This window comes from Chitinophaga pinensis (assembly GCF_007896845.1).
Lineage (GTDB): Bacteria > Bacteroidota > Bacteroidia > Chitinophagales > Chitinophagaceae > Chitinophaga > Chitinophaga pinensis_C.
The window spans coordinates 258,439-280,038 of record NZ_VOHS01000006.1 but is presented as its reverse complement, the minus strand read 5'-3'; the positions used below and the strand labels follow the sequence as shown (position 1 = coordinate 280,038).

Here is a 21,600-nt window from a genome sequence, read left to right as displayed (position 1 = left end):
ACATCATGAAACTGATCTATATATATGACGCATTATGCGGCTGGTGTTATGGATTTACACCTGTTATCGAGCAACTACTACAACAACTCGGACCTGAAACAGCAATAGAAGTACTCTCCGGAGGAATGCTGCTCAGCTCCAATCACAGACCCGCTTCTGCCATGTATAACTACATCAAAGAAGCACACAAACAAGTAGAAGCTACTACAGGCATACAATTCGGACAGGCATTCCTCGAACAATACCTGCGCACCGATGATATTATGGACTCAGAAAAGCCAAGTATTGCCCTCACTGTTTTCAAACAATATCTGCCACAGAAAGCATTGTCTTTTGCACACGATATGCAAATTGCACTGAACTATGAAGGCAAAAGTCTGAATGAAGAAGCCACCTACCGTGATCTGATTGCAAAATATCAGTTGCCGGTAGCCGAATTTTTGGAAAGAATGAAAGATGATGCCAACAGATATGATACGATACAGGAATTCAACCAGGTTGAACAATGGGGCATCACAGGGTTTCCTGCAGCAATCTTCGACGATGGGACGCAATATTATCTTATCGCAAAAGGATACACTCCGCTGGAGAGCCTGCTGGAAGTGATTGAAAAAATTAAACGCGGAAATTAAGGAACTGAACATGTATAAAATAACGTTAGCAAACGTAAACGACATACCCGTTATCCAACAACTCAGAGATGAAATCTGGCGTCCTACATATAAGGACCTGCTGACGCCTGAACAGATAGATTATATGTTGGAAATGATGTACAGCACCGCTGCATTGACCAGCCAGATAACAGAGAAAGCACACACGTTTCTGTTGTTATATGACGACCAGCGTCCTATCGGATTTGCATCTTATAGCACCACTGATGAAACAGGTGTTTTTAAATTGCAGAAAATATATCTGCACAGCGATTATCAGGGAAAGGGTGTAGGAAAACTATTGCTGGATAATGTAGTGGAAAGAGTACAGGCGGAGAATGGCAGCATTCTGGAACTGGATGTAAAAAGAGATAATAAAGCCAGATTCTTTTATGAAAAACAGGGTTTCACCATTTTTAAAGAGAAAGACACCGATATCGGTAATGGCTATTGGATGCTTGATTATGTAATGAGAAGACCGCTATAAAATAATCCAGCCTGGTAAAAATACCAGGCTGTTTCCCAAGTTAACCATTAAAAGACACAACTTTTCTAATTAAAATTCTTTAGGTGTATCCGGAAAAGAGTTTTCCTTCTTCACCTGTCTATAAATACTTACGATAAATGTTTAAACACGGATTTTAAGATTTTCTTTTTTTGAAAAAAAAACGATCTTGTTTTTCGTTCATTATCAACAAGATATACCGAGAAAAAAAATCCCGCATAGAAAATGCGGGAAATTGATAAATCAGTATGTGTTTTCGGTAATATTAACTTATCACTAGAATACGCGTGGGATGATCTCATGATCAACACTCCATCCGAAACGAAAGTTCAACATCAGCTCATGAGATACTGATTGTGCACCTTTCAGATTTGATGACATTGGCGTATCGTATGAATAACCTATCTGAAACTTCTCTCCCAGCCTCGCCTGCACTAATCCGGTCACTGTCTTTTCTGAACGCCAGGAAACACCCAACCAGATCACCTCTTTTAATAATACACTGGTATTGATATCGTATTGCAGACCACTTCCCTGAGCCTGTCTCAACAATATGGAAGGCTTCACAAGGAAATCATCATTTACTCTTGCAGCATATGCAGCCTGTAAATACATGTGTGAAATTGCCTTTACTTTATTTACACTGTTGCCAATATCAAAGCTTTTGAAAGCCGGTGCAGACAAACCGAGGTAAAAGTTTTCGGAGAATAATGCAAAACCGAAACCAACCTGTGTTTTCCAGTAGGCCAGATTCGTTGCAAAAGATGGATCTGTGGTTGTCAGCTGGCTGTTATTCTCCTTATACTGTGACATACCAGCCTGTAATCCCAATGCCAGCTTCACCGTTTCACTCAGGTTTACACTCTGTGCTGCCAGTACATTATAATCAGTACGTGATTGTACAGTGATTGATTCCTTCATGGCAGAGAAACCCAGATGAGTTCCTCTTTCATTCAGTGGTGAGTAGAAACTCATGGTTGCAGTTTTTGGTGCGCCATCCACTCCTACCCATTGGTTACGTCCCACTACGCTCAGACTCGCTGATTCGTCTGTACCTGCATATGCCGGATTGATCACAATTCCGTTTAACATGTACTGTGAGTAGATAGGGCTCTGCTGTGCCTTTACCGGTACATAACAGGCGGCAGCCATCAGCAAACCCAAAAGGAATTTCTTGTTAGCAATCATCACTATCGTTTTATTACAATGAATCCTGTGTAACGATCTTTGTTACCACTTGCATCTTTCGTATGAATAATAAAGAAGTAAGAACCATCCGGAACATCCTGGCCTTTGGTCGCACCTACGTTTCCTTTACCATTAAAGTTGTTCGTCTGGTTATGATAGTTCTTCGTTGTAAACACAGTACCACCCCAGCGGTTGAATATTGTTACTTCGTTATCAGGATACTTGTCAATGTTTTCAATCTCCAGTGTTTCGTTACCCAGTCCGTCATTGTTAGGAGACATAGCCGGATGTACGCGTAAGCCACCATTGTTGTTATCTCTCCATCTGCCATCTGTGATGAAACGCTCTACATAGTCAGGTACACCGTCGCCATCCACATCACAGTCCATACAGATCTTAATCAGACCAGTCGCTGTCATGATAGAATCAAGTGCCGGTACGTTCTGATTAGATGATACAGTCGCTCTCAACAAACGCATACCGAAGATCTTGTCTTTCTCCACACTATTCACTGGTACTGGTATATCGATCATTGTCTGACCCGGCAGCAATAATATAGGGAAGATAGTCGGATCGTAATCTTTCGGTGCAGCCGCCAGCAATGTATTCGCCGGGATTTCCGTTGGTGCCGGTGTATAGAATTCATAATACACAGTTACTATACGGGAACTTGCACGGTTGAATCGAACTGTAAATGGTAATGGTTGTCCGATCGTATCAAAAGCTACTTTCACTGCATATTGGCTTTCGGTAAAGGTCAGTTTCATGGAATCATTATCACTCACCGTATTTGATACCTCACTTGCCAGACCTGTATAGTAAGCAGGGTTACCGCTATTCAGATCGAAATCCCTTACCGCTGCTTTCACCCAACCATCATCATCATTCAGCTCATTCTCATTTACTTTCACTTTAAAGCTCTGCTCTTTGGATCCTTTTGGTACTATTACAGTTACCGCTTTACCGTTGACAATACCACCTGAAAGCGTCAGTGTGCGATAGATGTCGTTTGTAATGTCTATGGTGATCGGAATGTCTACTGTGATAGCACGGCTCAATCTTACAAAGAATTCAGCCTCATCTCCTTCTCTCAGCTGACTGGTTGCTGCAAACAGGTTCACAGTCGGCGTATCAATATTGTGGTTATAGATGATCAGTGTCGCAACAGGATTATCTACAAAGCTCCAGTTCACATTTGGCAACGCAGCAGATGCGTCCATCAGTGTAGCCTGTACTGTTAAATCTGGTCCTGCATAAGTAATACCAGCCGGATTCACATTCACCATTACTTCGCTCTCTCCTTTAGGGATGATCGCGTAGCCGGGCAGAATCACATAGTCAGTACCGGCAGTCGCTGTACCCGCCAGACTATATACCACTTTCACATTGTCAAAAGCAGTCAGTGCAGGATCCTGGAAACGGATCTTAAATGAACCCGCTGTAGCTGGTTGTGTAGCGTCAGCAATACGCTCGATCAACAGTTTACGTGCATCTGCTTTAGGACCGGTAGTAGCATTTTCATCATCAACTACAAGGATCTCAGCAGGTCCGATGTCTACTGTCAGATTAAGCGGATTACCACCGTTTTCAGCCACCGCACTGGTCAATGTTACTTTTAATGTTTCATCACCCTGTAGTATCAGGTCATCTTTGATACGTACAGGTACCGTGATCTCCTTCGAACCTGCAGGTATGATAACTGCGGAAGGAAGCGGTTCAATATTGGTACCGTTATAATCTACCCTGAAGCTTACTGTTACATCTGAAGTCGAAGCAACCGGCATCTTAATAATAAAGGCGCCATCTTTTGCAGGTTCAGCTGCATCGCTTACTTTCTCTACTGACAATGCCTGACCAGCGATTTCCAGAATCTGTAATGGCGGCACCGGCAGCACAGTATAACCAGCTGCACTTGCAGCAAACTGTAATGTCTTGTTACCTTCCACCACATGATTATCTGGTACGCTCAGGAAGAACGTTACTTTATTACTGTCCTTCGGTAAGTTTACTACCGTAGGCAGACCTACGTAATTAGTGATGTCAGCAGTAGAAGAAGGATCTGGTGTAATATTAATTGTGATTGGCAGTTCTGAAGTCACCAGTGGATCTGCAAAACCAACCGTTACTCTGGTAAACCCTAAACCTTTGTGTATACCGCTGGAGTCAAATGTGATCTTCAGCGCTGCAATAGAAGGATCAGATGCAGTCGCATCATCTATATACAGGTCGAAACTATCCACAACGATCATTGGCAGTAAGGTTACAGCACCGCTGAATCTTACCAGCTCAGGATTTTCAATCACTTTATCAGTCAGTGCAACGATATCGAAATCAGCATGATTCACACCCGGATTCATGGTGAAGGTCGTTGGCAGACCGGTATAATCAGCGCCCGTAGCTACGGATGCTGGTGTAGCAGCCACCTGTACGAACAATGATTTCGCCGCAGTTACTCCCGGAGGGAAACTTGCACGGACAGTGAATGTATTACCTTCTTTCACACGGTTACCCTGACTTACAGGTTCTGGTGTGAAGTGAATTTTAGTATTTGCCGGATCATTGATAGTCACATCAATGATGTTGAAGGTAATTGAGTCTGCAGGGTAGCCCTCTGTTTCTACTACCACTACCAGTTGATCATCATCAGCCAGTATGTTATCAGAACTTGCAGCTACAGGTACCGGAATGGTGACAGAGTTGCCACTCAATGTTATTGTCTGTGGTACGCCGGTGAAACCTGAAGTAGCCGGAGAGCTCAATCCTCTTGTTATTTTCACCGTCAGCGGTGTGGATGGAACAGCACCCAAAGGCATGGTTACAGTGATGAAAGCACCAGCACCACCCTCTATCAGGTCCGTTCTGTCAACAGTCACCTTTGGAGCGGACATCTGCGTTTTATCTTTTATGATCACTGACGCTGGTACGACCTGCACACCACTCAATGCTGTAGCAGCGGTACCACCCATTACCATAATCTCATCGCCTTCTATAACCAGATCTGAATTGATCGTAACACCAGTTGATACCGTACTACCACCATTATCGATGGTCAGCTGTGTGCTGTCCAGCAGATAGTCATCCGCAATGGTAGTTGAACCTGTCATCAGTGCCGGCGTAATGATAATTGGTATTTCAGTTGTATAACCTGCAGGCAGACTATACGTAAAGCTATACCCTGAACCACCTTCATCCATTTCCGGATGACTGGCAGTAACTGTAATCTTTTTATTATTTGGATCATCACCGGTTGCATCCAGTACTGTACCATTGAAACCTGTTACTGTGAGTCCGGCGATAGTAGTAGCAACACCTGTCACTTTCACTGCTTCGTCTGATTCGAGGATCTTATCAGCAGTCGCAGCGAATGCATCATCTACGGTATAGGTATTCAATCCTGCTGGTAATGTGATGGTTGCAGGAATGGAATAATCTGTTGTTGCAGCTGCGGAAGTAGCATCATGTGACAATGTGATAGAGATTGGCTCCTCAGCAGTCAGTGTGCTGTTTACGAAACTGATTTTGATACCGGTTGTATTACCTTCTTTCAGATCTGGTGTTACCATTTCGATCTTCATGTCTTTGTTACCCGGTATTTCACCTGTTACATCCTGAATTGTGATCAGGGATGAATCCACAGTAAATCCATTTGGAGTGGTAACAATCCAGAGACTTTCATCTGATTCCAGTACGTTATCTGTTTTCGCTTTCACATTGGCAGGGAATGTCACGGAGTTCTTACCTGCTTTAATGACTAAGTTGGTTGGTAACGGACTTTCCAGATCGAGATCAGTTGCTTTGGAACTGAGACCTCTTGAAATGGTTACCGGCACATCATATAAAGAAACGATATCGTCAGGGAAGGCAACAGTAACCGCGGCACCGGCATCTCCTTCTTTGATTGTATTTGGAGTGGCCGTTACTATCAGTTTCATACTGCTGTCGGCATCCACATCTTTGATAGTGATAGCAGGTCCTACATAATTATATACACGACCAGCACCCACATCATCAATAACAAGCATCAGCAGATCAAACTTTTCCGGTACCGGACCTTCCATCACTTTGTCTGGAAATACGTAGAAAGGAATTCTTGTTTCCGTCGTACCCGGTGTGATCTTGAATTCAAGACCGGAATAATAGTTCAGGTCAAAATCCACCTGATCTTCTGCTGTTGCATTATCCCAATCCACATACACATCCAGCATATTGATCGTTACCTCTGAGGTAACACCTGGCGGCAGGTGCAGGGAGAGATACCCGTTATATCCTTCAGGTACCGGCCTTGGTGCATCCGGAGATACGCAATCGGCCATGATCTGTGAATAATTGGGATTGAGGAAGGTACTATCCTTGATCTGAATATCTTTTTGGCTGGCAACACCGATACCGAGAATTGTACCCTGAAAGCGCAGGGACAGGTTTTCAGTGTTTTCCAGTACTTTATCTGCTTTTGCGCTGAAGTTAAAGATCGCTGTACCTGTCTGGTTAGCAGGGATCACGATATTGGGCGGCACTACGTAGTCAGTATCACCGGCAGTAGAAGTAGCTACACGGGAGAAGCTGATTACGATATCTTCCGGACAGGTAATACCAATTGGCAGTGTTATTCTGGCTTTGGAAGAATTACCTTCATACAGGGAAGTGCTGTCAATGTTCATAGTGAGCGTTCTCGGCTCATCATCAACGATGGTATAATCCACCTCTGAAGTACCGGAAATACTCAACAGGGAAGTACAGGTACTTACGAGTTTCAGACGTAAGGTACGGCTATACTGGAGCTGATCGTTTCCGACAACATGCAGGTTAGGGATGGTAACCGTCTTAGGAGTGGTATAGTCACCGGCAGGCACGAGGAATGCTTCCTGTGTGAGTGTAAAGTCAGTACCCGGAACGGCAGGATGTGCATAATTGGATGCATATGCTGCATCATATCTTACCAGTACATAGGCAGGAGCGTTCAGCTTACCACCAGATACAGTCAGAGTCAGCCCCTGTGCAGGCAGTTCACCGTCTACCGTATTTCCTTCATTACCAGATAATGTACCGTTGGAGAATTTGATGTTTACAGCAGCAAATCCCGGAACAGGGATTGTATCGATCATCGCCTTTACGGTATCGAACTCCGTCATGGTGGTACCATAACCGGAGAGGAGACGGTAAGTTTTGAAGTTCATCGGATCGGGATCCAGTGATCCATCACGGAAGATAGCGCCCAGAGATTTCATGATACCCATGGAACGCCCGTTACCATCGATACCGTCGGCAACAGTATTATAAGGGAAAGAACCCGCATCATTAATATAGAAACGGTGACCAGGCACAGAAACCTCCCATGAATCGAATTTACGCAGAGCACGGTATACGTGGCTACGTGGCGCCTCAGGAGTGGTGGCACAGCTGGCATCACGATATACGCCGACGGTTGTTCCGGCAGCGTTCATAAATCCATATGCACAAGGACTGGCCGCATCAGGATCATCTCCGGCAGCAGCACCCATCACAACCTGTTCTGACTGATATAGCATGGCTTTAGTGAAACCACTGACCTGCGGCATGTGCAGTACATAGTCCATGAAGAAGTAGTTGGTATTCTTCACGTAAGAGACGATGATGGTAACCGTACCGGTTTGTCCGGTAGGATAGTTTTTATACCTGTCTACGATAGTACCTACGATGTGTACTTTATAAGGATCCCAGTATTCACCGGTTCCGGATACGGGAGAGATATAGCAGACAGTCGGACTTTTCAGATTAGCACTGGCCAGATAGCCGCTATTCTTAAAATCTAAAAAAGCCCTCATACCCTGAGAGCTGTCTGTTCTGATATAACTTTCGAGTAAACCTTTGCGTGTGACCTTAATACCACCATCACTGAGCACTTCTATCTTCAGGTCATTGAATGCAGGTGTACCTCCGGTGGGATTTATCACAGCTTTAACAGTCTGTGCATTCACCTCACTGCAGATAAACAGTAATAATAATAATGGCAGCACTATCCTGCAAAGGGCATTCTGCGCTTTACTTAACGCAGCTGCAATGCTACGTCGCATAGGATCGGGAAGCTTCAACATAGTACGTGTTCAGTTGTATAATCCATCAAATACTTAATAGGTCATTGTTCAATAAAGATGGCTATCCTGGACACAGGTGATGGCGCCAGATTTTTTTGGCAGTTCATCAAACAATTTCACAATCAGGTCCTCCCCCAGGAACCACCTCGTATTATCTGATAAAATAAAAGACAATACATATATATTAAATACAAACATATTTGTTTTTTGATACTTACACAAACTTATTTATGTGTTTTGTGAATATATCGGGGTTCGAAATGTGGATAAGCCATCCTATGTATTAGTGCTCAGCTTTTTGCAAATCCACATTTTAGGTGGAAAAACCATTATTTTTTTGTTTAATAAGAGTGGTAACATGTAATTAAAGACCGGGAATGTCAAAAAAGAGGGGGCTAAAAGTACAGGTGTTCTGTTCGCAGAAAGAAAAAAAGAACAAATGCATAGTTTAAACCCATAAAATAACACTAGATTTGCAAAAAACAAGAATAAATGTCTACAGTAGCAAACTCTAACATCGACTTTAACCTTGCCTACAAGGTAAAAGATATGTCTCTGGCTGAATGGGGACGTAAGGAAATTGAACTTGCAGAAGCCGAGATGCCCGGTCTGATGTCTTTGAGAGAAGAATACGGTAACACCAAGCCTTTACAGGGGGCGCGTATTGCCGGTTGTCTGCACATGACTATCCAGACAGCTGTACTGATCGAAACCCTGGTACACCTCGGTGCTGAAGTACGCTGGAGCTCCTGCAATATCTTCTCCACTCAGGATCACGCTGCTGCTGCTGTTGCTGCTGCAGGTGTACCTGTATTCGCATGGAAAGGTCTGAACGAGCAGGATTTTGACTGGTGTATCGAGCAGACACTGTTCTTCGGTAGCCCTGATCGTCCACTGAACATGATTCTGGACGATGGTGGTGACCTGACCAACATGGTATTCGACAAATACACTGAGCTGATCCAGCACATAAAAGGTCTGAGTGAAGAAACCACTACTGGTGTTCACCGCCTGTACGAACGTATGGAGAAAGGTACCCTGCCTATCCCTGCGATCAATATCAACGACTCTGTTACCAAATCTAAATTTGATAACAAATACGGTTGCCGTGAATCCTGTGTAGATGCGATCCGTCGTGCTACTGACGTGATGATTGCCGGTAAAGTTGCTGTAGTTGCCGGTTTCGGTGACGTAGGTAAAGGTTCTGCTGAATCTCTGAGAGGTGCAGGTGCCCGTGTAATCGTTACTGAAATTGACCCAATCTGCGCACTGCAGGCTGCAATGGAAGGTTACGAAGTGAAAAAGATGAACGACGCTGTTAAAGAAGCTGACATCATCGTTACCACTACCGGTTGTCGCGACATCATCACTGGTGAGCACTTCAAACTGATGAAAGATAAATGTATCGTATCTAATATCGGTCACTTTGATATCGAGATCGACGTTGCATGGCTGAACAAAAACTACGGTAATACCAAAGTTGAAATCAAACCTCAGGTAGATAAATACACTATCGATGGTAAAGATATCATCCTGCTGGCTGAAGGCCGTCTGGTTAACCTGGGTTGTGCTACCGGTCACCCATCTTTCGTGATGAGTAACTCCTTCACCAATCAGGTACTGGCTCAACTGGAACTGTGGCTGCATGCAAACAACTACGAAAACAAAGTATACGTTCTGCCTAAGCACCTGGATGAGAAAGTTGCCCGTCTGCACCTGAAGAAAATCGGTGTAGAACTGGATATCCTGACTCCAACACAGTCTTCTTACCTGAACATCCCTGTTGAAGGTCCGTTCAAACCAGATTACTACAGATACTAATCTGATTAATCATTATATTAGCAATAGCCCGTAGCTGAACAGTTATGGGCTATTGCTTTTTAGTTGTATAACCCATTATCTGTCACTATGGAGTATCCACGTAATTCCACTAATTTTGCACTATGACCAAGCTAAGCGTAAACATCAACAAATTTGCTACTCTCCGCAATGCGCGGGGTGGCAATATGCCGGATATTCTGAAAGTGGCGCAGGATTGTGAGCGTTTCGGCGCAGACGGTATCACCGTACATCCAAGACCGGATGAAAGACATATCCGCTATCAGGATGTGATTGACCTGAAACCATTAGTAACTACAGAATTCAATATCGAAGGTTACCCTTCCAAAGAATTCATGGATCTCGTACTGTCCGTGAAACCACATCAGGCTACCCTTGTGCCGGATCCACCAGACGCCATTACTTCCAATACCGGTTGGGATACCATTCAACACCAGTCCTTCCTCCGTGAAGTGATCGGTACACTGAAAGCTGCCGGTATCCGCGTATCTATCTTCCTCAACGCAGAAGTCGATAAAGTAGAAGCAGCAAAAACTGCCGGTGCCGACCGTATCGAACTCTATACCGGCCCATATGCGGAAGAGTATGAACGTGCCCGTACCCAGCCACAGAACCTGCAGTTATTCAATGCCTATAAAGACACTGCCCGCGCAGCCACCGCTATCGGACTGGACCTGAATGCCGGACATGACCTGAATCTTGATAACCTGCGCTTCTTTAAACTGCATATTCCGCAGTTAAAAGAAGTTTCTATCGGACATGCACTGGTTTGTGACGCGCTTTACCTCGGTCTGGAAAATACCATCCAGCTGTACAAGAGACAACTCACAGAAATAGAATAGTCATTGATAATAATGATCTTATAAAAAATGGGATGACGTTACTGTCATCCCATTTTTCTTTTATGCTCTAGTATCGCCATTCTTTTAAGGGTAGATTGATACCCAGCTGATTGAGTGCCTCACTCCGCTGATACCACGAACGCGCATATCTTAACTGTAACCTTCTGGTTATAATCCCTACTCCTCCGGAAAAACCACTCATCCCTTTCTGCTGCGGCATCCCCAGCTCCTGCCGGCGAAGATGATTATATGCTGCTGTCAGCTCAATATACCGTCCTATCTCCCATTGCGCAGCCAGTACAAAATGCCGGAATATCTTATCAGCGGTTCCTCCCGTACTCGCCGTATCGCCATCGGAAATAACAGTTCCCTCCTGAAAGTCAGGATCTGCATAACGCACATCAAACTGATGCACATGGTGGATAGTCGCTGAAAACTGTAAAGGCGCGCTTTCCAGCTTCTTTGAAACACCTACCTGCAGATCAAATGGTAATGGCTCCTGATTTCCCTTGGTATAGGTCTTCAATTGTACTCCCATATTGCGGAACACCAGACCTGCCTGCCAGTGATGTGTTGTATCCTGATAATTCAATCCCACATGAAATGCCAGTCCGGAAGCCTTGTATTGCTGATAAGCAGAATGTACATACTGCATGGTAATACCATAATACCAACGTTCCAGATAACGGCGGGAGGCTGTTACCTGAATCGCCATATCCCGGGGCCAGAAAGTACCCTGTGCAGTGCCGGTAGCGTCTGTTTCCGTGATTCTTCCGTAATTGATATATTGTATACCACCCGCAAAAGTCGTCTGGTATTTCTCTGCATGGTAACCAAAAAGAGCATGAGCACACTGTACGCCCCCGAAATAGTTGGTATAGTTCACCTGCAGGTGCTGATCCATAGATGGACGGAGTAAAGCCGGATTGAGCGCCGATAAGGCAATATCGTTGTTCTGCAGACTCACATTCGCACTACCCAAAGCAGCAACGTGTGGCGCTACCGGAAGATCAAGGAATGAAAAGACATTTTTCCCGCCCAGCACCTGGGCTTTGGCAGATGATATCAGACAACATAGGTATGGTAATGCGAGCAATAGCGCAACAATGTTCTTCCTCATAGGAAGCATAAAGCTAAAAAAAATACCGAAGCCATTCCCGTCATCTGGAGAATGGCTTCGGTTTAAACCCTTAAAACAATCAACATTAGTATCCATTGCCGGTCACAACTGTTAAAAAGACCGACAGTGAAATGTTACTTCTTTAATAACGCTATATCGACAACTTGGTTCATTTCTTTTACAAAATGAAATTTCAGGCCTTTGATATAGTCGGGATTGATTTCTTTAATATCCTTTTCATTCTGCCAGCACAGGATGATTTCCTTGATACCCGCCCTTTTGGCAGCCAGGATCTTTTCCTTGATACCTCCAACCGGCAGTACCTGTCCACGCAGGGTGATTTCGCCCGTCATTGCCAGATAAGACTTCACCTTTCTACCAGTGAAAGCAGACGTCAAGGCCGTCAGCATGGTAATACCTGCACTCGGACCATCCTTTGGTACCGCACCTTCCGGTACGTGTACGTGAATAGTACGCTGTCCGAATAACTTCGGATCGATCTTGAATTCAGCCGCATGTGCCTGCAGATAGCTCAAAGCCGTACTTACAGACTCCTTCATCACATTACCCAGATTACCGGTCAGTTTCAGTTCACCTTTTCCTTCACTCAGACTGGTCTCGATAAACAGGATATCCCCACCTACATATGTCCATGCCAATCCTACGGCTACGCCGGGAGGATTACCTACTTTATAGATCTCATTGGAATAACGGCCTTTGCCCAGTATGCGTTCTACATGCTCTTCTGTCAGACTATCCGGAATCTCTTCTTCCAGCGCTACATCTTTGGCGATAGCACGCATGATAGAAGCCAGCTGTCTGTCCAGCTCACGCACCCCGCTTTCACGGGTATAATCCTGTACGATCCTTTCCAGCATACCATTGCTGATACGCATTTTCAGGGATTTCAGACCATGCGCTTCCTTCTGTTTAGGAACGAGGTGACGTTTTGCGATCTCCACTTTTTCTTCAATGGAGTAACCGCTCAGGTCTATGATTTCCAGCCTGTCCCGTAAAGCAGGGCTGATTGCATTGATATTATTCGCGGTAGCGATAAACAACACCTTGCTCAGGTCATATTCCAGCTCGAGGTAGTTGTCGTAGAAGGTACCATTCTGTTCAGGATCCAGTACTTCCAGCATGGCTGAACTTGGATCTCCACGGTGATCATTACCTATTTTGTCGATCTCATCCAGTATCATTACCGGATTGGATGTTTTCACCTTACGGATCGACTGTAACAGACGGCCCGGCATAGCACCGATATAAGTCTTACGGTGACCTCTGATCTCGCTTTCGTCATGCAGACCACCAAGGCTGAGTCTTACATATTTACGACCAATAGCGCTGGCTATGGAACGACCCAATGAGGTCTTACCAATACCCGGAGGACCTACGAAACACAGGATCGGCGACTTCATGTCTCCTTTCAACTTCAGTACAGCCAGATATTCAAGGATACGTTCCTTGATCTTATCCATACCATAATGGTCGTTATCCAGTATTTTTTTTGCTTTTTTCAGGTCGTAACTGTCTTCTGTATAGTGCTTCCATGGCAGATCCAGCATCAGATCAAGGTGATTATACACCACTGAGTAATCTGGTGTGCTGGGATGCATACGCTCCAGTTTCTCGATACCCTTACGGAACAGTTCAGCGGCAGCTTCTGTCCATTGCTTGGTCTCCGCCTTGCGCTGCAATTCCTTCACTTCACGGTCGTTGGAATCGCCACCCAGTTCTTCCTTGATGGATTTCAGCTGTTGCTGCAGGAAGTATTCACGTTGTTGTTTATCGAGATCTGCCTTGGTTTTGTTTGTGATCTTGTTTTTCAGCTCTGCTAATTGCAGTTCCACCTGTAACAGTTTCAATAATAACTCTGCACGGGTGCGCAGGTTATTGATTTCCAGCAGTTGCTGTTTATCTTTCAGATCACAGTTCAGGTTGGACGATACGAAGTGCACCAGAAAAGATTCATTTTCAATGTTCTTCAGGATGATGCTGGCTTCGGACGGCAGATTAGGTGACAACTGAATGATCTGACCTGCCAGATCTTTGATGGAAGAGATATATGCGTCAAATTCCGGATCATCTGTCACTATTTCGTCCTGCAGCAATTCGATGCGGGCTTTGAAATAAGGATCTTCCGATACTACTTCACTGATTTTGAAACGCTTACGGCCCTGAATAATGATGGTTGTGCCACCATCCGGCATTTTTATCAGTTTGACAATGCGGGCTACGGTGCCTACATTGGAAAGATCTACAAGGTTGGGATCCTCAACGGTACTATCCTTTTGTGCAACCACGCCGATCAGCTTATCTGCCTTATAGGCATCATTCACTGCCTTTATGGATTTATCTCTGCCAACCGTAATTGGCAACACTACGCCAGGAAAGAGTACTGTATTTCTAAGTGGCAATAACGCCAGTTCATCAGGTATTTTATCATCTTCCAGCCCATCAGTCTCCTCGTTCAGAGGGATAATCGGCATGAACTCCATCTCTTCTTCCGAGTTTGCAAAATAGAATTTATTCATCTGCGTAATTTAAATAGAAAAGCGGCCAATTTGTCAGCCTGCGACCCCTTTTCCTTTCTTTTTTATAAGCATAGGTATATTGTCAAGATTAATGCCACGAACAGAAAAAGCTAAAATTAAAAAAGTCACCCCGCTTTTTGACGAGGTGACTTGCAATATGAGCTGACCAATATCTTATAAAGTCACACCTACACCCAGCTGGATGCTCTGGTTTTTCCAGTTACCTCTGTCTGTTACAGTATTTACACCTTTAACGTCAGTGAAACCAACGATATAACGGGCACTGATGTTAATGATAGGCAGTTGCAACCACAGACCTGCTACGCCGGATACATCTCCACCTTTGAAGGCTTCGTCTGCACCTTTGATCACATTCTTGTCGCTAACCAATGCGCTGAACTGAGGACCAACCTGCAGTTTCACACGAGGGCTACCCAAAGAAATGTTCGCCAGCAATGGGATGCTCAGATAGTTCAGTTTAATTTTTTTGTCGTTGTTGGAAGGATCATTCAGGTTGTCTGGATTGATTACTTCGTTGAAATTGTCTGTAGTTTTTACAGTAGAAGAAGAGAAGATCAACTCACCCTGTACACCGAATCCTTTGGAAAGATTTACCTGTGCAAAACCACCCAGGTGATAACCGAGCTTGAAGCCATCTTTGTAACCCTGACCGTCCAGTTTACCCAGGTTTGCACCACCTTTAAGACCGAATCTTAAGAATTTTGTCTGAGCATTTACAGTAGAAACGGCAGTCACGCTGAGTACTGCGATCGCGAGAAACAGTTTTTTCATATAGTTGTTTTTTTTCGAAGAGGATGAAAATTGTATTGTTATTAAAGGTTTTTCCAGATCTGATTATATATAACGTTCCTCACAAAGCATACCCCTAAATAACACGTAGCAAATTACGTGCTATTTTTATTAACACGTGGCAACGTGTGGATAATAAAATAGGAAATTTAATAACGTGAGAAGTACAGGTATTATTTGAAGGTCAGTCCTAATCTAGCGGTAAAATACCCGATCAGGCTTTTATCCTCTCCCTGAAATGGCTTGAAAACGGTATAGGCCGGGGATATCGTTACTTTTCCGATAACATAGGATGCATTGAGGGTCAAGTCAACAGCCCTCATTTCAAAACCTGTTTTAGTAGAAGAACTCAGGAAACTCCTGACTGCATCGGCAGATGGTGGTCTGTCGCCTCCCGGTGGATTTCTGTTCCACTCAGAATGAAGTTTAGGCGAACGGGATATATATTGGAAAGCTTTGAGGTTACTGTAATAATTGGCGGTTCCTGCGGTTACACCGATCGATGGCGTCAGCAGCACTGCATCATCATGCTTCAATACATCGAGGAAAATGAAAGGGTGACGTACGGCACCTACGATATTAAAGTCTGTTCCAGACAGCGCTCTGCTTAAACGGCCACCGGCGAAAGTTTCTTCGGCACTGCCCCATCCGAGATCCAGACTGATACCCGGCTGTAACCACCAGTCGCGATAATAGAAATAAGCGAACAACTCATTGTTGATCGGTGTAACCGGAATATCAGAAGAGTCAGTGAAAATATAGCGGGTATAAGAAATACCAGTGAGGAATTTCTTGTTTTTTGAATAATCATACCCCACAGAAAGGTCCCATTCAAACCATGGTTTACCTATTGCCTCAAAAAGGTAATAAGAGCTGGCGCTTGCAAAGAGTCCTGATTTATGATAATAGGAAAGTGTGGGTGACAAAAATGGCTTCATGATGACAGGCGTCTCATAGGTCGTCGTTTTCTTGCCGTACGCCGGACTGTTTCCATAGCCAATCCCCACGATCAACTCACTTTTCTCCCGTTTTCTCAACAGGGAGTCCAGTTGTTTTTCCAACTCGGCTAGGGACTGACACATAGCGGCCTGACTACATAACAGAAATAAGATGATAAAGCAGCAGCGCATGCATGGAGCATTTTATACGCCTGCAAGATAACGCAAATAGTCGATAGCCCCTAGCTGATAGTCGATGGAAACCGGCTACCTGTCGGTGATTATGGTGTCCGGAGCGACCGGACACCATAATTAATTAAGCCAATTCGATAACAGTGATCTCCGGGAGGATACCCACGCGGCCGGGGTAACCAAGGAATCCAAAACCTCTGTTGACATACAGGCGCTGATTACCTTCTGTATACAGACCAGCCCATTCCTTATAGATAAAACGGGCGGGGCTCCATTTAAAACCGGGTATTTCCACACCGAACTGCATACCATGGGTATGACCCGCCAGCATCAGGTCAATATCAGGGTATTCTGTCCTGACCTGTGCATCCCAATGGGTCGGATCGTGTGACATCAATATTTTAAAGGGCAGATGTGAAGCGCCGGCATATGCTTTTTTCATGTCGCCGTATTTCGGAAAACGGCTCATAGCACTCCAGTTCTCAATCCCCAGTAAAGCAATTTCCTGTCCGCCACGCTCCAAAGTCACATGTTCATTCATCAGCAGCCGCCAGCCCAATTCACCATGCACCTGTTTCAGTCTTTCCAGATTCTGAGTACGTAATACGCTGTAACCATTGGCATCTTTATCCGGCCACGCGTAATAATCTCCATAGTCATGGTTACCCAGCGTAGAATAAACACCCATAGGAGCTTTCACCTGACTGAATACTTCCATGAGGCTATCCATCTCGGAGGCACGGTCATTTACCAGATCACCGGTAAAGAGTATGATGTCCCCTTTCTGGGCATTGATCATCTCCACCCCTTTGATCACGGCTTCCTTGTCGGTCAGACTACCAGAATGGATATCAGATATTTGTACAATCCGGAGCCCTTTGAAAGCGGGGGGCAGATTTTTAAACGAAAGTTTCAGTTTATGTACCCGGTAATTGTATTTGTTGGAGAGTCCGTAGATCAGGGTAGCAAACATACCTCCGCCCAGCAGCAGGGCTGCCTGAGAAAAGAAGCGGGAACGGGAGATACCACCCGGCAGGGAAGTTGCACGCTCGGATCTTTTGGTAAAATAACTGACAATCCATTGAATACCACGACGCAGATCGTCCAGCAGCATAAATACGGCTGCCAGTACTTTGGCAAAAACGATCCCGAAGAGGACGGTCAGGATATAGGACCGGGTATTGGCCGGCCAGTCCTGCCAGTTCAGGTAAGGTAAAAGAGCGATTGTAATGATAACCAGTGCGGAAATCGTCCAGTAGGCACCAAATGCAATATTGCGGACGCTTTTGGCAGAGCTCTTAAAAATGGCCCTGATGGCCATGAAAACATAAAGATCCAGTAATAAAAGTATGAATATCAGTACTATCGAATTCCATCCGGTGCGCATATGATTGATTTGTCCTTGCAAAAATAATCCCTTCGGTACAGCTTACATTTTTTTTGGTACCGAAGGCAGTATCCTGTTATGACGTATGGGCATTATGGATATTGTACGGAAACGCAGAATTTGGATTTACTTTAACAAATTTTATTAAGTGTTTCATTTTTAAGTAATTAACAAGTTATTTATATAAGTGCTGTGAATAAATAAATAGCGGCTTAGACCTTATTATAGGCTATTCGTTGTACTTTTGTACACTTGGTTAGTTATATACTATTGTTCATATAGATACCTGCAGGATGAAGTTTACCTATTACGGCCATTCGAGTTTCGGGATAGAGATTAAAGGAAAGAAGATTGTTTTTGACCCGTTCATTACACATAACGAGTTGGCAAAAACAGTGGATATCAATAAGATAGAAGCAGATTACATCTTTTGCTCTCATGGGCATGACGATCATGTAGCTGATCTGGTAGTGTTGGCAAAACGTACAAATGCAACTGTTGTTGGTGCGTTTGAACTGACAAGCTGGGCAGGCAGACAGGGTCTTGAGCGGGTACATCCGATGAACACCGGTGGCAAGTGGCAGTTTGACTTTGGAACAGTGAAATGTGTGGTTGCCCATCACTCCAGTGGTATGCCGGATGGTTCTTATGGAGGTAATCCGATGGGATTCGTATTTACAACTGACGAAGGAAATTTTTATTTTGCAGGAGATACGGCGCTGACTTTAGATATGCAACTCATACCAAAGTTTGCTAAACTGGATTTTGCAGTTTTACCAATAGGCGATAATTTCACAATGGGAGCTGACGATGCAATTGTGGCGGCAGGGTTTGTTGAGTGCAAACGTATTATCGGGGTTCATTATGACACCTTTGGGTACATCAAGATAAATAAGGAGAAAACGCAGCAACAATTTGCGGCCGCAGGCCTGGAACTGTTACTGCCGGCAATAGGAAGTAGCATTGATCTTTAGCAAAAGCATATTCTTTCACATGGTGAACGGGTCTTCGGGACATCCTCAGCCATGCCTATTTATTGTCCTATAGAAAACCTAAGAAATACCTAATCAACAATGGCAAGAGTAATTGCAATCGCTAATCAGAAAGGTGGGGTAGGAAAAACTACCAGTGCTATCAACCTGGCAAGCAGCCTGGCTGTACTGGAGTATAAAACATTGCTGGTAGATGCGGATCCGCAGGCTAACAGTACCACCGGTTTAGGTTTTGACCTGCGTAATATACAGCAGAGTTTATATGACTGTATGGTGAATGACGGGCAGGCCAAAGATGTGATCCTGGAATCGGATACACCGAACCTGAAAGTGCTGCCTTCCCATATTGATCTGGTAGGTGCAGAACTGGAGCTTATCAACCACCCGAACAGGGAACAGGTGATGAAGCAGGTGATCGATGCTGTAAAAGAGGACTATGATTTCGTAATAGTAGACTGCTCCCCTTCTCTGGGTCTGATCACTGTAAACGCACTCGTGGCGTCTGACTCCGTGATCATCCCCGTACAGTGTGAGTTCTTCGCACTGGAAGGTCTGGGTAAGTTGTTAAATACCATTAAGATCGTCCAGAGCCGTCTGAATACCAATCTGGCTATTGAGGGCATCCTGATGACCATGTACGATGGCCGTCTGCGTCTCAGCAATCAGGTAGTAGACGAAGTAAAACAACACTTCGAAGAAAGCGTATTCAACACGATCATTCACCGTAATACCAAACTGGGTGAAGCACCAAGCTTTGGTAAATCCGTTATCATGTATGATGCGGCCAGTACCGGTGCGATCAACTATCTCAACCTGGCAAAGGAAATTCTGCAAAAGAATAACTTTACACGTATTAACCTGGAAGATAAAATCTTAGCAATTAACAATGAGCAATCAGAGTAAGGGCAATCCTAATAAGAAAGAGGCGTTGGGTAAAGGTATCCGCTCGCTGCTGCAAAACATTGATACTGACCTGAAACAGACCACCAGTGCACTGGGCGAACAGGTCGTGGCACAGGCTACCGGTATGGAGCGCATCCCGCTCGATCAGGTAGAGATCAATCCGAAACAGCCGCGTAGGGATTTCGATGAGAAAGCTTTACAGGAGTTAAGTATGTCCATCTCGCTGCACGATGTAATACAACCTATTACCGTGTCCCGGATCGGGCCTAAGAAGTATCAGCTGATAGCAGGTGAAAGACGTTTGCGTGCGAGCAAAATGGCGGGTCTGAAAGACATCCCGGCATATATCCGTCAGGCAAATGATCAGGAACTGCTGGAACTGGCCCTGCTGGAAAACTTACAGCGCGAAAATCTGAACGCGATAGAAATCGGCCTTAGCTACAAACGTCTCATGGAAGAGTGTGTACTCACCCAGGAACAGGTAGCTGACCGTATGGGAAAAGAAAGAAGTACCGTTACCAACTATATACGCCTGCTGAAACTGCCACCTGATATTCAGGTTGCCGTACGCAATGGCCAGATCAGTATGGGTCACGCCAGAGCGCTGATCGCTGTGGAAAATGTAGAAAAACAACTCTTCGTTTTCAATGAGATCATGCGGGACGGACTGTCTGTACGCCAGACAGAAGAACTGGTACGTAAAGCTGCCAGTCTGGACAAAAACAATATTAAAAAGGCTGCCGGCAAAATCACTTTACCGCCTGCTTATCAGAAAATAGAAGACAATCTCGCGACCCATTTTGCAACAAAAGTGAAGCTGGACAGAAGTAAGAATGGAAAAGGCAGCGTGACCATCGAGTTCTACTCCGACGAAGAACTCGACAGCATCTTAGAAAAAATAGACTTATACGGTGGCTAGAACGTCCGGGAATATTTTCTCCTTTCATTTATCACGCATCTGTTTACTGGTAATTCCGGTTGTTATTATCTGTATGCCCATTTCCCTGTTCGCTCAGGACAGTCTGAAAGCCGCATACCTGCGTAAACAACAACCCGATAGCCGTGTGGATTCAACTGAACTGTACGTTAAAAGAGACTCAGTTCCACCAGCACCGGTACGCAGTCCGCACAATCCGCGAAAAGCAGCCTTTTACTCCGCTGTATTGCCAGGTCTGGGACAGATCTACAACCGCCAGTACTGGAAACTGCCGCTGGTATATGCTGCATTAGGTATCACTACCGGTACCTTCATTTTCAACATGGATAAATACCGTACCTACCGCGATGCTTACCGCATCCGTATGGACGGCAATGACGATACCAAAGACCAGTTTGAGAATCTGTACCGTAATCCCAATTCCCTCAAATCACTGAGGGACGCTTACCGGGAATACGTCGATTACTCCGTACTCGTATTCGTACTGGCCTACGGCCTCAATATCATAGATGCCACCGTATTCGCCCATCTGAGAGACTTCAATATGTCAGATGACCTCAGTATGAAGATCGTTCCCACTGTTATCAACAACCAGGCACTGGGACTCAGTCTGCGTGTGAATATCGGCAAGAAAAAAACTTACAGCCGGGGTTTAGCCCTTGGCGCAAGATGATCATCTCCCCTTCGAC

At 44.8% G+C, this 21,600-nt stretch carries 15 protein-coding genes; 8 read left to right on the top strand and 7 right to left on the bottom strand.

Features of this window, described 5'->3' with window-relative positions:
- Nucleotides 1-5 precede the first annotated feature (5 nt).
- The gene (locus FEF09_RS08955) at nucleotides 6-632 is read left to right on the top strand and encodes a DsbA family protein (RefSeq protein WP_146304784.1); all 627 of its coding nucleotides are present in this window, start codon (nucleotides 6-8) and stop codon (nucleotides 630-632) included.
- Between the two features lie 10 nt (nucleotides 633-642).
- The gene (locus tag FEF09_RS08950) at nucleotides 643-1,137 is read left to right on the top strand and encodes a GNAT family N-acetyltransferase (RefSeq protein ID WP_146304783.1); all 495 of its coding nucleotides are present in this window, start codon (nucleotides 643-645) and stop codon (nucleotides 1,135-1,137) included.
- A gap of 294 nt (nucleotides 1,138-1,431) precedes the next feature.
- On the opposite strand, the gene FEF09_RS08945 is transcribed toward FEF09_RS08950, so the two are convergent.
- Nucleotides 1,432-2,343, bottom strand: coding sequence for a type IX secretion system membrane protein PorP/SprF (locus FEF09_RS08945; RefSeq protein ID WP_146304782.1), 912 nt, complete (start codon nucleotides 2,341-2,343; stop codon nucleotides 1,432-1,434).
- Nucleotides 2,344-2,345: 2 nt separating this feature from the next.
- Nucleotides 2,346-8,414 (bottom strand): gliding motility-associated C-terminal domain-containing protein, encoded by a 6,069-nt coding sequence (locus FEF09_RS08940; RefSeq protein WP_146304781.1) that lies wholly within the window; start codon nucleotides 8,412-8,414, stop codon nucleotides 2,346-2,348.
- 492 nt (nucleotides 8,415-8,906) lie between these two features.
- Between FEF09_RS08940 and ahcY the strand changes: the two genes are divergently transcribed.
- On the top strand, nucleotides 8,907-10,235 hold the full coding sequence (gene ahcY / locus FEF09_RS08935; RefSeq protein WP_146304780.1) for an adenosylhomocysteinase: 1,329 nt from the start codon (nucleotides 8,907-8,909) through the stop codon (nucleotides 10,233-10,235).
- A 122-nt stretch (nucleotides 10,236-10,357) separates the two neighbouring features.
- Nucleotides 10,358-11,095 (top strand): pyridoxine 5'-phosphate synthase, encoded by a 738-nt coding sequence (locus tag FEF09_RS08930; RefSeq protein ID WP_146304779.1) that lies wholly within the window; start codon nucleotides 10,358-10,360, stop codon nucleotides 11,093-11,095.
- A gap of 67 nt (nucleotides 11,096-11,162) precedes the next feature.
- Here the strand turns inward: FEF09_RS08930 and porQ are convergent, their stop codons facing one another.
- The 5 genes from porQ to FEF09_RS08905 form a co-directional block, all read right to left on the bottom strand.
- Nucleotides 11,163-12,215: a type IX secretion system protein PorQ gene (gene porQ, locus FEF09_RS08925; protein ID WP_186774248.1), complete on the bottom strand. Its 1,053-nt coding sequence runs from the start codon at nucleotides 12,213-12,215 to the stop codon at nucleotides 11,163-11,165.
- Nucleotides 12,216-12,349: 134 nt separating this feature from the next.
- A complete protein-coding gene (lon, locus tag FEF09_RS08920) occupies nucleotides 12,350-14,752 on the bottom strand; it encodes an endopeptidase La (RefSeq protein ID WP_146304777.1) in 2,403 nt (800 codons plus the stop codon).
- A gap of 174 nt (nucleotides 14,753-14,926) precedes the next feature.
- On the bottom strand, nucleotides 14,927-15,544 hold the full coding sequence (locus tag FEF09_RS08915; protein ID WP_146304776.1) for a porin family protein: 618 nt from the start codon (nucleotides 15,542-15,544) through the stop codon (nucleotides 14,927-14,929).
- 191 nt (nucleotides 15,545-15,735) lie between these two features.
- A complete protein-coding gene (locus FEF09_RS08910; protein ID WP_146304775.1) occupies nucleotides 15,736-16,623 on the bottom strand; it encodes a hypothetical protein in 888 nt (295 codons plus the stop codon).
- Between the two features lie 193 nt (nucleotides 16,624-16,816).
- On the bottom strand, nucleotides 16,817-18,079 hold the full coding sequence (locus tag FEF09_RS08905; protein WP_146304774.1) for a metallophosphoesterase: 1,263 nt from the start codon (nucleotides 18,077-18,079) through the stop codon (nucleotides 16,817-16,819).
- Between the two features lie 293 nt (nucleotides 18,080-18,372).
- Here FEF09_RS08905 and FEF09_RS08900 point away from each other — a divergent pair, with 293 nt between their 5' ends.
- The 4 genes from FEF09_RS08900 to FEF09_RS08885 all read left to right on the top strand — a co-directional run bounded on the left by FEF09_RS08900 (nucleotide 18,373) and on the right by FEF09_RS08885 (nucleotide 21,584).
- Nucleotides 18,373-19,053: a metal-dependent hydrolase gene (locus FEF09_RS08900; RefSeq protein WP_146304773.1), complete on the top strand. Its 681-nt coding sequence runs from the start codon at nucleotides 18,373-18,375 to the stop codon at nucleotides 19,051-19,053.
- 99 nt (nucleotides 19,054-19,152) lie between these two features.
- Nucleotides 19,153-19,974, top strand: a complete 822-nt coding sequence (locus FEF09_RS08895; protein WP_089808678.1) for a ParA family protein — start codon at nucleotides 19,153-19,155, stop codon at nucleotides 19,972-19,974.
- Nucleotides 19,958-20,893: a ParB/RepB/Spo0J family partition protein gene (locus tag FEF09_RS08890; protein ID WP_146304772.1), complete on the top strand. Its 936-nt coding sequence runs from the start codon at nucleotides 19,958-19,960 to the stop codon at nucleotides 20,891-20,893. The genes FEF09_RS08895 and FEF09_RS08890 overlap by 17 nt, the downstream gene beginning before the upstream one ends.
- The gene (locus FEF09_RS08885; RefSeq protein ID WP_146304771.1) at nucleotides 20,886-21,584 is read left to right on the top strand and encodes a DUF5683 domain-containing protein; all 699 of its coding nucleotides are present in this window, start codon (nucleotides 20,886-20,888) and stop codon (nucleotides 21,582-21,584) included. The genes FEF09_RS08890 and FEF09_RS08885 overlap by 8 nt, the downstream gene beginning before the upstream one ends.
- Nucleotides 21,585-21,600: the final 16 nt, after the last annotated feature.